Origin of the sequence: Bacillus sp. 7705b, from assembly GCF_002289525.1 — a bacterium.
GTDB lineage: Bacteria > Bacillota > Bacilli > Bacillales > Bacillaceae > Bacillus > Bacillus halotolerans.
The window spans coordinates 81,828-98,376 of the sequence record NZ_NSDH01000045.1 but is presented as its reverse complement, the minus strand read 5'-3'; the positions used below and the strand labels follow the sequence as shown (position 1 = coordinate 98,376).

Below are 16,549 nucleotides of genomic sequence, written 5' to 3'. Positions count from 1 at the left end.
ATTAATAGGAGGAAAAAACTTGGAATTTTTACATCACATCATGTCTACGTATGCTTCATTTTTCGATTGGAAAATGTGGGGGGAAGTTCTGACTGATCCGGTTTCTTGGGGTCTGATCGGTTCCCTTGTTGTACTGGAAGGCCTTTTATCGGCCGATAACGCGTTAGTTCTTGCGGTTATGGTAAAACATCTTCCGGAAAAACAGCGTAAAAAAGCGTTAACGTATGGTTTATTCGGAGCGTACATTTTCCGATTTATATTCATCGGACTCGGTATGCTTCTCATTAAATTCTGGTGGATCAAAGTGCTTGGCGCACTTTACCTGGCTTGGCTCGTCATTAAGCACTTCTGGATCGGCGAAAAAGAAGAGGAAGCAGACGGTATTAAGAAAAACTCTTGGATGGTCCGTACATTCGGTATCTTCTGGGCAACTGTTATTTCAGTTGAGCTGATGGACCTTGCCTTTTCTGTGGACAGCATCTTGGCCGCGTTTGCGGTGTCTGAAAAAGTATGGGTTCTTTTGATCGGCGGTATGCTGGGTATTTTAATGATGCGTACAGTCGCAAAAGTATTCCTTGTGCTGATCGATAAAATCCCTGAGCTTGAAAACACAGCATTCGTGTTAATCGGAATTATCGCGCTGAAAATGGCAGGGAGCGCTTTCCATTATGAAATGCCGCATTCTGTATTCTTCATTATCATTATCGCTGCATTTGCGGTAACATTTATCATTCACTATATCAACAAACAAAAGCAGGTGCGCGAACAAACAGCTGCGTCAAAAGAAGAATAAAACAAAACAAGGAGGGAGTTTCATGTCCTTCCTTTTTTGTTACAGAAAAGAGGGTGACTGGTTTGCGGTATTTCCACTATTTATCAGCGCGTCAAGAAGAGCATGTATTTTATCAAGTGCCGAAACAGGTCACGAAAGAGGCGCCTAAAAAATGGCTTGAACAAGCGCTGGGAGCCCTATTATATATGCCTGCAACCCGCCACGACATAGCCGCTATGATTACTGAACAAAAGTACGAGGATCTAACGTCCGTTGTTTTCTGCTTAGAGGATGCGATTGGGGATCATGAAGTCGAGCAGGCTGAACATAATCTCAATATTCAGCTTGAGCGCATAGAACAGGCGATTCAGCAAAACAAAATAGAACCGGATAATCTTCCGCTCATGTTTGTAAGGGTGCGTTCTCCGAAGCAGCTGCAGGAGCTGGCGGGCCGCTTGAAGCGCTTTCTTCATTTGTTAACCGGTTTTGTGTTTCCGAAATGTTCGGGAGTGAACGCCCGTGACTATGCGGAAACGCTGGAAAACATTTCTCGCGATATGAGAGCGCCGATTTATGGAATGCCGATTTTAGAAACGCCCGATTTGCTTTCTAAAGAGACGCGGCCGGAGGCTTTCGGAGAGCTGAGTGCGGTTCTGCATCAATATCAGGACTTGATTTTAAATGTGCGAATCGGTGCGACTGATTTGTGCGGGTTATACGGCATCCGGAGAAAGCCGGGGCAAACCATCTATGATATTCGCCTGATTTCCGATTTTATGGCGGATGTCATCAATTATTTCGGCCGGACGTTTGTCGTTTCTGGACCGGTCTGGGAATATTTCCAGACAGCGCAAAAGCCTCACCTTCTGTCAGCGCACCAGCCTTCTGAGCTGAATGAGCAAGTCAAAGGTTTGGTGAAGGAAACAGAGCTTGATATCGCTAACGGGATTCACGGAAAAACAGTCATTCACCCGTCTCAGCTTAAAGCGGTAAACAGCCTGTATGTTGTATCAAAGGAAGACTATATGGATGCGTTAAGCATTATTCATCACGGAAACGGTTCAATCGGTGTGATGAAAAGCCATTTTTCCAACAAAATGAATGAGATGAAGCCCCATATGAAATGGGCTGAGAACATCATAATAAAATCAGAAATCTATGGGGTGTATCATGAAAACCGATCTTTCTCCGATTTGCTCAACGAACAGCAAAACACTTCAAATATTGGACAATATGGCGGTTGATCTGTCGGTCACTGACAATCCGCTTTCTATTCCGGAGCAAGTCTTATTTGAAATGGCGGCGCGTGTAAACAAAAAAAGGGGTTTTTTATTTGTCAGCAAAGTGCTGGGAAAGCATATTCCAGTTCATCCGCTGAAGCCGCTTTTGGCGTCAGGGCTGCTTGCTTTGGAGTACGCTGAACGAAAAACGGGCCGTGAGCTGAAGGAGAAGGCCGACATTCTGAACGGGTTTCTTTCAGGAACGGACAGCGGGCTTCGGGCTGCTTATCGAACGTTGCAAAAGCAGCGTATTGCACTAGAGGAAGCGCCGCTTGTGATCGGGTTTGCGGAAACGGCGACAGCCCTTGGACACGCGGTTTATGACTGCATTGAGAATGCGTCGTATGTCCATACAACACGTGAACTGATACGGAACAACGAGCCTTCCATTACCTTTGTCGAGGAGCACTCCCATGCGACCGACCAGCTATGCTATGCGGAACCTCATATGATCAACAACGATTGCCCGGTGATTCTCGTGGATGATGAAATCACAACAGGAAAAACCGCACTGCATATCATTCGGGATATACAATCGAAGTTCCCCCGCAAAGAATACGCTGTTTTGTCTTTATTGGATTGGCGCACTGAGGAGCACAAACAAGCTTATGCTGAAGCGGAACGGGAATTAGGGGTTACCATATCAACAACAGCTTTACTGTCTGGGCGCATTTCCTTTAAAGGAGAGCTTTTGTCAGAGTCCTCCTATGATTACAGACCGAAGCCGCAGGAATCAGCAATACACAGAACAGACATCGACTTGTCCGGCTTCTTTGCATCCTTACCCTATCAGCCGGCCATATTCGCAGACGAGCATTTTTATGTGAAGGAAACAGGGCGGTTTGGCTTAAAGGCGAGTGACAGGCAGGCGGTTCACGAGGCCTGCCGCCTAGCTGCGCAGCATGTGGAACAGTATCGGAAGGGGAGAAGAACGCTTGTGCTTGGAACGGGAGAGCTGATGTACATTCCTATGAAAATCGCAGCGCATCTTCAGGGCTCCATTTCCTATCACTCTACTACCCGCAGCCCGATTCACCCTGTTGTCAAAGCGGGCTATGCTGTGCAAAACGGTTATTCATTTATGAATCCCGAAGATGAGGCGGTTCGCCATTTTATCTATAACCTCCCCGCCGGAGCGTATGACGAGGTCTTTTTCTGTCTTGAAAAGACCGTTTCGGATGAGGCGTTACAGCCAATTTTTCATATATTCAAAGAAAAAGAAGTGCCGCATATCCACATTGTAACCCTTTCAGGAAAGGCGTGATCTGAATTGACTGAGATAATTGACCAGATTGGGAGCTATCCGAAGGAGGATGTCACCTTTCTATTAAAAGATTTGTCCGCTGTTTCGATTGAAAAAAGCACGGAAGAACGGGAACGCTCGATCCAAAGCGGCACCCATTACTCAGAGATGCTGCCGATCGAATATAAGCCGACAGATGAATATATGAAACTGTTTTATGCCTCGCTTGAAGATAGTAAACAGAAGGTTGCGTTAGCGGCCGGAGCTGTAGCGGAGCAGCTTTTCGCCAAACACGGTGAGCATATGGTTTTGTGCAGTCTGGCAAGGGCGGGCACGCCGATCGGTGTATTGATCAAACGGTACATCAAGATGAAGTATCACGTCTCAGTTCCGCACTACAGCATATCGATTATTCGGGACAGGGGAATTGATGAAAACGCCTTGCAGTATATGCTGAAGCATCATCCAGACGGAAAAATCGCCTTTATCGACGGCTGGACAGGCAAAGGCGCTATTACTAAAGAACTGAATCGATCCATCGAACAGTTTAACCAGCGCTGGAATACGAGACTTTCCTCAGAAATTGCGGTGCTTGCCGATCCGGGTGATTGCGCGGACATCTACGGAACGAAGGAGGATTTTCTGATTCCGAGTGCCTGCTTGAACTCTACGGTCTCGGGTCTTGTCAGCCGCACGGTCTTAAATGAAAAATGGATCGGGCCGGATGATTTTCACGGGGCGAAATATTACCGTGAGCTGAGCGAAGAGGATGTTTCTGTATTCTATATTGAAACGATAGCCGAGCAATTTCCGTCTATTTTTAAAGAAGCAGAACGTCTGGCGATTGGCTTGCAGCGCGTACGTATGAAACCGGCTTGGGACGGCTTGGCTTCCATTGAGACGATCCGAATGCAATTTGGCATCAGCAATACGAACCTGATTAAACCTGGTGTCGGAGAAACGACCCGTGTGCTTCTTCGCAGAGTGCCTTGGAAAATACTGATTCAGCCTGGCGCTGAAGAAACGCTGAAACATATTCTTTTACTGGCAAAGGATCGGGGAGTGCCTGTAGAAGAATACGAGAACATGTCTTACAGCTGCTGCGGGCTGATTCGTCCGGCGGAGAAAAGCCTATGAACGCGTTTGCCAGCGATTTAGACAGAACATTAATTTATTCAAGGCACATGATCGGCACGCCCGATAAGGAAGCCGGGATTGAGCTGATTGAAACATTAAATGGGCGGGAGCTTTCCTATATTTCCTCAGCCGTAAAAGAGCACTTAAATCAGATTCAGAAGGATCACTATTTTATCCCCGTCACCACGCGTACAAACGAACAGTATAAGAGAATCGGATGTTTCCAGCAGGACATTGTGCCGGAATATGCGGTGACAACAAATGGCGGGTGCATCTTAAAAGACGGCGAGCCTCTGAAAGAGTGGGACGAGCTGATGAAAGAGGAGCTGGCGTCGTGTCTGCCGATCGAGGCCATGCTGAGGGAAATCGCAGGTCTCTCTTTATCAGAGGCGGTAAAAAGAACCCGAATCGCCCATCACTATTTCGTGTATCTCATTTTACATGAGGAAAAAATACCGTATATCGATATATCCGCTGTGAAAGAGTGGGGCGCCGATAAGGGCTGGCAAGTATCTCTGCAGGGGCGGAAGCTTTACTTTATTCCCAATCCGCTTAATAAGTGGAAAGCAGTTGAATACCTGAAATCCAGGCTCTCTCTTGATGAAATCTATACGGCTGGAGACTCGCTGCTTGATCTTGAACTGATCCGGGAAGCCGATTTTGGCATCGCACCCGCGCACGGCGAGGTATTGAGTCACGATCCGGAACTACGCAAAACGATTGCAAGCGGCATGCTGGCGGGTGAAGAAATCACAGCGTCAGTTTTATCGCAAATATCCAAATTAAAACACGTGTAATGTACACAAACAAACCAGAAAGGAGGATATGATGAGACAAGAAGAGCTAATCATTCATAAAGCTGTTCCGGCCGATGGTGATTGGAAAAGCATGCTGTTTCAGCCATTGCCGGAGCGGGATCACTATGAGAATGAACAAGGTCTTGCTTTTTCGAGGCTTGCCGGGCAAATACTGGGCACGCCCATTGATGAGACCGACTACTTTAACGAGCTGTATGAACTTTCTGTAAACGATCATATTTATGTCCTGAGCGAAACACTTGATAAAACAATTGCACCCGAAACCTTTCAGGCGCTTCAGCATATTCATTCCATCAACCAGAAGGAAAAAGGCCTTTCGGTCAGCCGCTTTGTCGCCTTTCTGGACGGGGAACAGCTGATTGCGAAGCATTCCAATTCATTGCTGCACCGCCATTTAAGAAAAGCACTGATGACGCTTTTACATACCTTTGCCGAAAATCATGAGCAGGGGCTGAATCATCCTGATTTTCGCAGAGTGCTTCTTGATGTTTCAAAGTTTTCCTTGAACCACCTGAATCCTTGGCTGGAAAAAGCCGATATAGAGCGGGAGATGCCGAAGGTGGTCTGGTATGGAGACGCGACGAAAAGCCAGCTGTATTTCTTATATTATTTGATGCTTGTCGGCTGTGATGTTCTATTGTTCCATCCGGCGGGAACCGATCAGCTGACGCTCGTTGACCCTAAGCAGGAGCTAAGCTTCACGGAAAAGCTTCCGGATGTTTCAGATCTTCAGCCATTCCCGAAAGAAAAACCTGACCGTAAATCAACGGTGGCGTATCGATCGACAAAGGAAATTGAGCATGTGCTGAATCACGAGGAATCCATGCTGTACAAGCCTTGGCAGTTCAGAGACCACACACCGGTTTCCGTGACGCTGAAAACGACCTATGATGAACTGTTTTTAATTGCGAAAGAACGTGCGTTTATTCGCCCGAATTTCAAAGCCGATAAACATTCGATCGATATTCCGAATGTGTTTGCCAAAATTATGGGTGTGTCGAAGGACAATAAAGAATATTGGAACAGACTTCATACAATGGCGGATTATCCAGAAACGGAAATGGTTCGAAGCTTTCCGTTAACAGAAGAAATCAAATCAAACTATCAATTTCATTACAGCCACGCGCTTGATCATGAAGGAAACATCGATCCGGACAAGCTGATCGCAAGCAATGTGTGGCAGTACAAACAGCTTCCGGCAGGCATTCAGACCGCGATCGCCAAAACGATCTCGAGAATGTGCAGACACCCGCGGCTGAAGGCATTGCATCAGGAACAGGTCAAGGATGTTCAGATCTACTTGTTTAAACAAACAACAAACCTTCCCGCTAACCTGCTGAAATTGATTCAAATGTTCGACTATGCGCAGACTGTTCCGAAACTGGTGCTGTATCATACGGAAATGAACGGTGAGCTCACACGATCAGACGCCGCAGCCCTGCTGTTTTTAAATGAAATCGGCATTGATATCGTCATTTATAATCCTCCCGGACATCAAGACATTGAGCATTATATTGAAGAGGATCAGTATGATATCCACTGGCTGGACGACATGGTGTTTCAGCAGGACTATAAAGAGCCTTCGCTCGTGAAAAGGCTGTTCAGAACGATTACCCAAAAGTAAGGAGAGAAGAAAAGCATGACAACAGAAAATCAAAATCCGCTTGTTCTCGATAAAAACGAAGAAATTTCTCAGCAAAAGGCAGACGATATCCGCCTGCAGCTCCGCCAGGAACCAGAGGTGCAGCGCCTCGCCCAGCAAATTGACGTGAAAAACCAAATGGAGCTGCTGGAGTATGGAAAGGAGCCGGCTGTTGAAATTTCCAAGTTCTCTGACCGCATCTTGGGAATGATGAAAACAACAAGCGTGACAGACTCAGGCACAATGCTGACTCAGCTTGGAAAAATCATGGACCGCTTTGACAAAAATGATTTTGACGAGCCCAAGGGACTGATGGCCAAAATCTTCAAACGCGGCGGCAGCATGATTGAGAAAATCTTTAAAAAGTACCAGACGCTCGGCGGAGAAATTGAAAAAATCAACGTTGAGATTTCCAAATATAAAGATGAGATGACAAAAACAAACTACACACTCGATGAAATGTATGAAAACAATATCAACTACTACATGGAGCTTGAAAAATACGTTGTTGCCGGTCAAATGAAGCTGGAAGAGATGCAGTCAATCCTACCTTCATATGAAGAAAAAGCGGCAAGCGGAAACCAGCTTGCGCAAATGCAGCTCGATACGCTGCGCAACGGCATTCAGGCGCTTGAGGAACGCGTGTATGATCTTGATATGGCGCGAATGGTGGCGCTTCAAACCGCACCGCAGATCCGACTGCTCCAACGCGGTAACGCTAAGCTGATCGGGAAAATTAACTCCGCTTTTATCATCACCATTCCGATTTTCAAAAACGGCATTATTCAGGCTGTTACGGTGAAACGCCAAAAGCTTGTGGCTGACTCTATGAGCGAGCTTGACCGCCGGACAAATGAGATGCTGAAACGCAATGCGGAGAACATCTCGAACCAGAGTGTTGAAATTGCCAGAATGGCCGGCAGACCAAGCATTGATATAGAAACGATCGAATCCTCCTGGAACACGATTGTCAGCGGCATGCAGGAAACAAAACAAATCGAAGAAGAAAACAAACGCCTTCGGGAAGAGGGCGCAAGACGAATTGCCCAGCTGCAGGATAATATTAAAAAAGCAGCATTACAGCAATAAAAAGACCCCCGCTTGTGAATCATAAGCGGGGTTTTTGATTGGCATCAATTAGGTAATGACAATGTGTAAAGACAGGTGTAAACTTAAACGGTAATCATTTTGCATATCAGAGGTGTTGGCTATGGGAAAACAACAGCCTATATCCCAGCGTAAGCTGCTGGGTGTCGCCGGTTTAGGGTGGCTGTTTGATGCAATGGATGTCGGAATATTATCGTTTATTATCGCCGCGCTCCACGTGGAGTGGAATCTTTCGCCTGAAGAAATGAAATGGATCGGAAGCGTAAATTCCATCGGCATGGCTGTGGGTGCGTTTTTGTTTGGATTGCTGGCTGATCGAATCGGCCGCAAAAAAGTATTTATCATTACTCTTTTATGCTTTTCAATCGGAAGCGGTATATCAGCTTTCGTCACAAGCTTATCGGCATTTCTCATTCTGCGTTTTGTAATTGGGATGGGGCTTGGAGGCGAACTGCCTGTCGCTTCAACGCTTGTTTCGGAAGCGGTTGTGCCTGAAAAACGGGGCCGGGTCATTGTGCTTCTCGAAAGCTTTTGGGCTGTGGGCTGGCTGGCAGCGGCGCTTATTTCCTATTTTGTTATTCCAAGCTTCGGCTGGCAGGCGGCTTTGCTTTTAACCGCACTGTCGGCATTTTATGCGCTGTACTTGCGGACAGGATTGCCTGATTCGCCAAAGTACGAATCGCTTTCTATGAAAAAGAAATCGGTGTGGGAGAACGTGAAAAGCGTTTGGGCGAAACAGTATGTACGGCCGACGGTAATGCTGTCGATCGTCTGGTTCTGCGTTGTCTTTTCTTATTATGGGATGTTTTTATGGCTGCCGAGTGTGATGCTGTTAAAAGGGTTCAGCATGATTCAAAGCTTTGAATATGTTCTGCTGATGACGCTTGCTCAGCTTCCGGGCTATTTTTCGGCTGCGTGGCTGATCGAAAAGGCGGGCCGGAAATGGATACTGGTCATTTATTTGATCGGAACAGCGGGAAGCGCGTATTTCTTCGGAACGGCAGATTCCTTAGGTCTGCTGCTGACGGCTGGAATGCTGTTGTCCTTCTTTAATCTTGGTGCGTGGGGCGTGCTGTATGCCTATACACCGGAGCAATATCCAACATCGATTCGCGCGACAGGTTCAGGAACCACAGCGGCGTTTGGAAGAATCGGCGGCATTTTCGGCCCGCTGCTCGTCGGAACACTCGCCGCCCGCCATATTTCGTTTTCAGTGATTTTTACAATCTTTTGCATTGCCATTTTACTGGCGGTCGCGTGTATTTTGATTATGGGAAAAGAAACGAAACAAACTGAGCTTGAATAACAAAAGCACCTCATCATGAGGTGCTCAGGCTGTCGAGAAAATCTCGACAGCCTTTACTTTTTCTTAAAATATTCATTCTCCTGTAATAAAATAAAAGAAAGACTTCAAAAGGACGGTGTCTTTTTCATGTTCCACACAAGAAATTCTTCTCAAAACGCAGCCGAATTTGTTCTTCTCGACCAACTTGTCGAAGAGGATCATCTGCTTCGAAAAATTGATAAATACATAGACTTCTCTTTTATCATTGAAAAGGTGAAACCTTACTACAGTGAAAACAAAGGACGCCCCTCACTTGATCCGCTGATTTTATTCAAAATGATGTTTATCGGCTACCTCTACGGTATCCGTTCAGAAAGACAGCTCGAAAAAGAAATTTACTACAATATGGCATACAGATGGTTCCTCGGATTGAACATAAATGACCCAGTTCCGCACCACTCCACCATCAGCTGGAACAGACGCACACGCTTTAAAGATACAACCATCTTCCAAGACATTTTTGATGAAATCGTTCTCCAGGCCATCAATCATGACATGGTAGGCGGACGTGTCCTATTCACCGATTCCACTCATCTGAAAGCCAATGCCAACAAGCATAAATACACAAGAAAAACAATTGCGCAGGATACCCAAAACTATATCAAGGATTTAAATGAAGCCATTCAAGAAGATCGGGAGGAACACGGAAAAAAAGCCATTAACAATCAAAGAGGAGGTGAAAGCTGAAAAAGAGATCCGCCACAGTACAACCGATCCGGAAAGTGGATATCTATATCGTGAAAATAAACCGGAGGGTTTCTTTTATTTAGATCACCGCACAACGGATATCAAATACAACATTATCACCGATGCCTTTGTCACGTCCGGAAATGTCCATGATTCTGTGCCCTATCTTGACCGATTGGATCATCAAATCGCACGATTTGGTTTTCTAGTAGAAGCCGTCGCTCTTGATTCCGGATATTTAACGACTCCGATCTGTAAAGGATTATCTGACCGTCATATTTTTGGCGTCATTGCCCATAGACGATATCACCCTACTAGAGGCTTGTTTCCAAAATGGAAATTTCATTATGACAGTGAAAAAGACAGTTATATTTGCCCGAACCAGCAAACACTTACATACTCAACAACTGACCGAAAAGGATACAGGTCATATAAATCAAATCCTGAAACATGTTCCTCATGCCCTTTTCTTGAAAACTGTACAAAATCAAAAAAACATCAGAAAGTCATCACCCGTCATGTATGGGAAGACCACAAAGAAAAGATCAGGCAAAATCGCTTGACTGTTTCAGGAAAAAACCTCTACAAAAAAAGAAAAGAAAAAATAGAGCGAAGCTTTGCAGATTCAAAACAGCTGCATGGGCTTCGCTATTGCAGGTTGAGGGGAAAACGGAATGTGAGCGAACAAGTTCTCCTCACAGCCGCATGCCAGAACATGAAGAAGATTGCCACATACCTAGCCAAGCAGAGCTAGGTATGTGGGAGCTCTTTTTCTGTTTCTGAAATCAGCTGAAAACCCAAAGAAACAGCACAAAACAAAAAAGCTTGTAGAAAAAACATCGTTTTCTCTACAAGCTGAGCACCTCATCATGAGGTGCTTTTTACATGGAAACCGGCAGCTTGCGGTTTGTTTTTTCTGCTTGTTTGATAAAGGGCCATAGACAGGACAAATAAAATCGCCGTAAACGCCGTGACAGCCCCAAAATGATGCGTGTTTTGATATAAGAGTCCGGCAAGGCATGTGCCGACAGTGGTTCCTGCATACATAGCCGCATTGGAAAGAGATGCAATCGTTCCGCGCGCGTTCGGTGAAATGGATTGGAATATCCCCATCATTAACGGAAAAATGATCCCCGCTATAAAGAAAGTCAGAAAAAAGCTGGTTTCTACAATAAATAAGGTAGGGAAGAAAGGAAGGGAAAAATAGAGCCCGCCCATCAGCAGCATGCCGCTGATTAATGTCTTACACGTTCCGAGCTTTGATGCAATTTTGCTTCCTATAAGGCTTCCAAGCATATTTCCCAGCCCCAGTACAAGCATCGCAGCGCCGATTTGGGATACGGTTAGATGATAATCTGCATAAAGCCAGGTGCCGAGAAAGCTGAACGTGGCGAAATTTCCTGTTTGAAAGAGAAAATAAGCAAGCAGGATCATCGATGTTTTTGGCAGTGAAAACAGCTCACGATAAGGGCTGACTATAGATGAACGGTGTGCTGCCGCTTCTGCAGGACGAATATCTGGCATGGCCGCCGCCAAAATGAACAGGAGAACCAGCGAGCCTGCTGACAGAACGAAAAAGGGCGTGTGCCAAGTGAAGGAAGCCAAAAATCCGCCGATCGGAAGCCCGAGCATTTGTGAAGCCGCTAATCCTGCTGTTGCAATCCCCATGCTTTTTAACACTTTTGAGGCATGGACGATGACAGGGATGGATGCCCAAATTTGAGGCGTTACAAACGCGGCGCTGACACCGGCGGCAAAACGGAATGCACACATGGCGGCAAAGGAGGGAGCGATGCCGCATAAAAACGTGGAAAGGATAAAGCCCGCAAGCCCCGACAGCATCACTGTTTTCCGATTAAAGCGGTCAGAGATCGGACCGGCTGCCAAAGCAAACAGCGCATAACCGAGCGCATAAGCACTGACCATCCAGCGGGGGGAACCGCCCTACCGAAAAAGGGATTTCTTTATTCAACGGCCATTTCTATCAATTTTGCAAAGAAGCAAAGCTTGATGACCGGCCCTATTTCTTTATTATTGATGAAGTAAACCGCGGTAACCTGAGCAAGATCTTTGGTGAATTATTAATGTTAATTGAAAACCACAAACGCGGAAAAGAACTCCGTTTGCTGTATTCCGATCAGCAGTTTTCCGTTCTTGACAACGTCTATATTATCGGCATGATGAAGCAGACAGAAGTCTTGCCCTGCTTTATTACGCACTGCGCCGCCGGTTCGCTTTTTTGAGTTTGAACCTACTTTTGAAAGTGAAGAATTTAAGCAAGCAAGTCTAGCGAATGAAAAGCTTGACCGCATGATAAATACCGTAATGGCTTTGAATAACGTTATTGCAGGAGATCCTTCATTAGGAAAAGGTTCTTCATTGGCCACAGTTATTTTTCTTCCAGCGGGGATGCGGAAGATGACTGGTTGTCAGACGTTGTAGAATATGAATTAATACCGTTGATTCAAGAATATTGGTTCGATTAACCAGTCGAAAATAGAACACTGGGCTGGCAAACTGCGTGGTGCTGTTCGTGATTAAAATCAAAAATATCTACTATATGATGGCTTATGCTTATCAAACATTAAATGAAGCAGGTTTTAAAAGCATTCAGTTTAAAAATTTTCATGCCTTGATGGTAGCTATCCTTATTAAAGGCGTAAGTAATCAGATTAAACGCGATATACACAAAGATTATTTCGTTCAAACGGAAGCTACGAACAGTTTGCGGGGGAAAATTGATGTAACGGGTTCTGTGGAGCAAAATACGCTCATGATGCGGCGTATGGTTTGCCGTATGATGAATTTCTCGAGAATACCATATAAAATCTGATTTTAAAAACAACAATACAGCTTTTTATTCGACATTGAAGTCTTAAATGAAGTTAAAATAAACATTGAGAGAAATAGGAAAAGGTATTGATTCAAAAAGAAATTTCAGTGTATTTTTTCAGAAGTTAAGATTCTTATATCTAAAAAAAGGACATCTCATCTAAATAGAAAGAATGTCCTGTGTGTATTACAAGCTTTTAAATATTTCTAATTCATCTAGTGATATAGTGGAGGATAGAGAAAAGCGTATAGTAGATCGTACTTCTTCAAGTGACAAGCCAATATTCTGTAAAACATGACTTGGTTTACTGGAGCTGCAAGCTGAACCAGTTGAAACAGCGGCAACTGGTGCAAGATTACGTACTAACGTTTCATTATTAATCCCTTTAAATTGAATGCTTAAGATGCCTGGAATCTTGTCTTTAGTATCATTGTTAAATTTTATCTTATCTTCAAACTTACTTGAAAGGATAGAAGTTAACTCTTGCTCTAATTTTTGTAATTGCTCAATGTTTTGCTTTAAAGTTTTTGTTGCAAGCTCGGCTGCTTTCCCCATACCGACAATATTGTGGACCGGCAGAGTTCCACTTCGAATATCACCTTCCTGCCCACCTCCATGGAGGAGGGGAGTGATCTGAATAGGTAAACCAAGATCATCTTTACGTAAAACTGATACCCCAACTCCTTTAGGACCATGAAATTTGTGGGCAGAGAACGATACAAAGTTAATCCCTTCAATTTCAGATAAATCTATAGCAACTTTACCGATTACTTGTGTTGCATCAGTATGAAAAAATACGCCATGTTCTTTACAAATCGCTGCTATATCTGAAATGGGGTTCAAAGAACCGAGTTCATTATTGCCCCACATAATCGAAATAAGGATTGGTTTCTCATTCAAGATAATATCCTGTATCTGTTCGGTACTTACTCTTCCAAAAGCATCAACGTCTAAGTACGTTATTTTAAATCCAATACTTTCTAAATATTTACATGTTTCGAGAACAGAAGGATGTTCGACCTTTGACGTGACAATATGGTTTCCATTTTCTTTGAAGGAGTGGGCAACACCCTTTAGTATAAAATTATTGCTTTCTGTAGCTCCGCTTGTAAAAATCACTTCGTCTTCATCGCAGCCAACGAGTCGAGAGACGTTTTGACGTGCTGTCTCAACAGCGGTTTTAGCATTGATAGCTAAGGAGTAGTATTTGCTTGATGGGTTTCCAAACTCTTCAAGTAAAAATGGCAACATCGCTTCTTTTACTTCAGGTAATACTTGCGTAGTAGCACTGTTATCCAAATAAAGCATCTTTTCACTCCTCGTTGTAGCGAAGTAAATTCACTTGAAATTTTTCATTATTTCCAGCGTGTTTATATTCGTTTTCAAGAAGAACGATCCCTCTTTCAAGGTGAGCGTTAAATAGGATAGGGAAGTATTCTTCATCTGAAATTTCTCTTTTAGCGTGCTGTGCAATAAGCGTTTTATAGGCAAAATCAAAATCTCCTGTTAACACACTTCGATCGATTTCAAATCCCCCACCTGCTTTATCATTAGGCAAATCTGGCATTGATGCTTCTCTAGTTGATAGCCCTACAGCTAAGCGAACTAATACATTACGGGTATGATTTGTATAACTCTGCAGCTCGGCCAATTTATCAGATGTTTTCTTTGAAATCTTTAAACGATTACTCATATCATTTGCTCCTCACCTTGAAACTTAAAGTATTGATGAGAAATCTCTGTTTTTCTCTTTTCAGTATTAAATTCTAATAGATAGCGATGTGATACGTGGTTTTTCAGTAATTTATAATGATCTTCGTCTACTTCAGAGTTGGTGGATAGAATGAGAACTTGCTCTCCACAAGAAGGAATAAAGTCTACTAACACATTTCGTTTATGTGTTTTATCTAAGCGGCCAAGAAGAGTGTCAAAGATAAAAGGTACACGCCGTCCTGAACATTTGAACATAGCCCAGATTAAAGAAAGTAACAGAATCTGCTTCTCGCCAGCTGATAGGGTTTCTTTCGAAATTATTTCCCGGTCCTGATCATAAAGAGTAACTTCAAATGTTTCAGGATTAATTCGGATAACCGGTATATATTGATGTTTACGCATTAATTTGTTCAGCATTTGAGTCGCTTCTATTTGAACTTGCTGTAATTTCTTTTGGTGTTGCAACTTTTGAAACTCTGTACTTAGCTTCATAAGATTTTGAGCAATGGTAAACGAGTTTCGTTTTTTATTACCTTGTTCTTCTACCTTTTGTTTTGCTTCGATTAATTGTGATAGTGTTAAGAGTTCTTTTTCTTTATCTTCTAATTCACTTCTACTTTCTTCGATCGCTTTTTCCAGTGTGAAGATTTCAGCTTTTATTTGTTCCATCCGGTTTAACATTTCGATAAATTCATTAGCTGAGTCATTTATATTCATCCGTTGTCGTAATAACTGCGATTTCACAAGCATTTCTTTATTTTGGTCGATTAGGTCAATATATTTTTCTGATGTTTCTTTTTCAATCGCATTGAGCACCATTTCCACTTCAGCCCGTTGAGAAGGGGAGACCCGATGAATATAAATGACATCAGATTGATTTGGTTTCAACATATTAAGGAGTAATTCCTGTAAATCTGTAGCAGATTGCTCTTTGATTAAACTATTTGATGAATTTTGGAGCGCTTCAGTAAGGCGTTCAACAGTCAATTTTTGTACTAGTTGATTATATAAGGCTAGTTTTTCTTCTTCTTCAATTTGCTGTTTTGCTGCTATTAAAAGATCTTTATTTAGATACAATGGTAACAGTGTCTGAATAAAATCTCGGATCTTCTCTGAATTTTGTTTGCGTACTGCTTCGATTGCACGCATTTGCTCATTCAGTTTGTCTCTTTCTTCTTTTACCAGCCCACCGTGTGTTTCAAAATCTTTCTTAATAGAAGCGTAGGTTTCTTGGAGTTTTTCTATTCTTAACAAACTTTTATTTATTTGTTCTTTCAATTTTATAATGTATAGCGTTTTTTCTTTTTTTTCATTTTGTAAATTGAAAATCTCTTGTTCTAGAGCAGAAAGTTGTTTTTCATCAATTTCCTGCTTTAAGTAAGATAATAAATCTCCTTCCAAACTATTAAACAAGTCTAGGTTAAAAACCACTGTAGACAATTCTCGAAGGTAAGATGCCAATTTGTTTTCAATAATAATTCTAGAGATTTCTTCACCGTCAAATAAGCATAAATCAAATAACTTTGGAGGAAATAGTTCTCTAAGACGGGAACGTTGTATGTCCGTTTCAGCTTCGTTCAAAAAGCGTCCATCTTTCATAATTTCAAAATATTCTTTTACAGCTTGTCCTTTCGTTTTCCAAGAACGCTTAAATTTGTACGTATGGGTAATATAATTTTCGGTTTCGCTAAATACAATTGTAATCGAAAAGCTGGATTGCTCTTGCTTTCTAGCTTGGGCATTAAGATAAGAATAAACACGTCTGTAATATTCATCGTTTTCCGTCTTATAACCATAGCTATAACATCCAAATAAGCCTAGTTTAATCGAATTAAGAAACGTTGTTTTGCCGGCTCCGTTTTCTCCACCTATTAACGTGACATTCTTTTGGGATGATTGGTGTGAGAGATCAAAATGATTTTGGTCCTTGTAAGACCCGATATTTTCTAGATGTAATTCCTTAATTAACATA

Annotated in this window: 14 protein-coding genes and 1 pseudogene; 11 read left to right on the top strand and 4 right to left on the bottom strand. The window is 43.2% G+C overall.

Annotation, left to right across the window (positions count from 1 at the left end):
• Positions 1-19 precede the first annotated feature (19 nt).
• The 9 genes from CJU60_RS17590 (at position 20) to CJU60_RS17550 (ending at position 10,785) form a co-directional block, all read left to right on the top strand.
• Positions 20-793, top strand: coding sequence for a TerC family protein (locus CJU60_RS17590; RefSeq protein WP_024120125.1), 774 nt, complete (start codon positions 20-22; stop codon positions 791-793).
• A 62-nt stretch (positions 794-855) separates the two neighbouring features.
• Positions 856-2,016, top strand: a complete 1,161-nt coding sequence (locus CJU60_RS17585; protein ID WP_095714471.1) for an HpcH/HpaI aldolase/citrate lyase family protein — start codon at positions 856-858, stop codon at positions 2,014-2,016.
• Entirely contained in the window at positions 2,006-3,316 is a 1,311-nt protein-coding gene (locus CJU60_RS17580; RefSeq protein WP_095714508.1) for a phosphoribosyltransferase family protein, read from the top strand. Before CJU60_RS17585 ends, CJU60_RS17580 begins: the two co-directional genes overlap by 11 nt.
• Positions 3,317-3,322: 6 nt before the next feature.
• Entirely contained in the window at positions 3,323-4,432 is a 1,110-nt protein-coding gene (locus CJU60_RS17575; protein ID WP_095714470.1) for a cysteine protease StiP family protein, read from the top strand.
• Complete coding sequence (locus CJU60_RS17570; RefSeq protein WP_024120129.1) at positions 4,429-5,229, top strand: HAD family hydrolase; 801 nt, start codon at positions 4,429-4,431, stop codon at positions 5,227-5,229. Before CJU60_RS17575 ends, CJU60_RS17570 begins: the two co-directional genes overlap by 4 nt.
• Before the next feature lie 31 nt (positions 5,230-5,260).
• Positions 5,261-6,874 (top strand): YceG family protein, encoded by a 1,614-nt coding sequence (locus tag CJU60_RS17565; protein ID WP_095714469.1) that lies wholly within the window; start codon positions 5,261-5,263, stop codon positions 6,872-6,874.
• 15 nt (positions 6,875-6,889) lie between these two features.
• Positions 6,890-7,981, top strand: coding sequence for a toxic anion resistance protein (locus tag CJU60_RS17560; RefSeq protein ID WP_010332934.1), 1,092 nt, complete (start codon positions 6,890-6,892; stop codon positions 7,979-7,981).
• Between the two features lie 121 nt (positions 7,982-8,102).
• On the top strand, positions 8,103-9,305 hold the full coding sequence (gene niaP / locus CJU60_RS17555) for a niacin permease NiaP (RefSeq protein WP_024120131.1): 1,203 nt from the start codon (positions 8,103-8,105) through the stop codon (positions 9,303-9,305).
• 126 nt (positions 9,306-9,431) lie between these two features.
• Positions 9,432-10,785, top strand: a protein-coding gene (locus CJU60_RS17550; RefSeq protein ID WP_095714468.1) for an IS1182 family transposase whose coding sequence is annotated in 2 segments (ribosomal slippage) — positions 9,432-10,010 and positions 10,012-10,785 — 1,353 coding nt in all. Because the reading frame shifts where the segments join, the coding sequence is not laid out codon by codon here.
• A gap of 113 nt (positions 10,786-10,898) precedes the next feature.
• Here the strand turns inward: CJU60_RS17550 and CJU60_RS17540 are convergent.
• Positions 10,899-11,960 (bottom strand): annotated as a pseudogene (locus CJU60_RS17540) (MFS transporter); the annotation flags it as partial.
• 29 nt (positions 11,961-11,989) lie between these two features.
• On the opposite strand from CJU60_RS17540, the gene CJU60_RS21950 reads away from it, so the two are divergent.
• Both CJU60_RS21950 and CJU60_RS17530 read left to right on the top strand, forming a co-directional pair.
• Positions 11,990-12,274, top strand: coding sequence for an AAA family ATPase (locus tag CJU60_RS21950; RefSeq protein ID WP_369679550.1), 285 nt, complete (start codon positions 11,990-11,992; stop codon positions 12,272-12,274).
• Between the two features lie 290 nt (positions 12,275-12,564).
• Positions 12,565-12,864, top strand: a complete 300-nt coding sequence (locus CJU60_RS17530; protein WP_141243799.1) for a 5-methylcytosine restriction system specificity protein McrC — start codon at positions 12,565-12,567, stop codon at positions 12,862-12,864.
• A gap of 186 nt (positions 12,865-13,050) precedes the next feature.
• Here CJU60_RS17530 and dndA read toward each other — a convergent pair whose 3' ends face one another.
• Genes dndA through dndD form a run of 3 tightly spaced genes read right to left on the bottom strand, consistent with a single transcriptional unit; the run spans position 13,051 to position 16,548 of the window.
• Positions 13,051-14,172, bottom strand: coding sequence for a cysteine desulfurase DndA (gene dndA, locus CJU60_RS17525; protein WP_095714463.1), 1,122 nt, complete (start codon positions 14,170-14,172; stop codon positions 13,051-13,053).
• Positions 14,173-14,176: 4 nt separating this feature from the next.
• The gene (gene dndE, locus CJU60_RS17520) at positions 14,177-14,557 is read right to left on the bottom strand and encodes a DNA sulfur modification protein DndE (RefSeq protein ID WP_095714462.1); all 381 of its coding nucleotides are present in this window, start codon (positions 14,555-14,557) and stop codon (positions 14,177-14,179) included.
• The gene (dndD, locus tag CJU60_RS17515; protein WP_095714461.1) at positions 14,554-16,548 is read right to left on the bottom strand and encodes a DNA sulfur modification protein DndD; all 1,995 of its coding nucleotides are present in this window, start codon (positions 16,546-16,548) and stop codon (positions 14,554-14,556) included. The genes dndE and dndD overlap by 4 nt, the downstream gene beginning before the upstream one ends.
• Position 16,549: the final 1 nt, after the last annotated feature.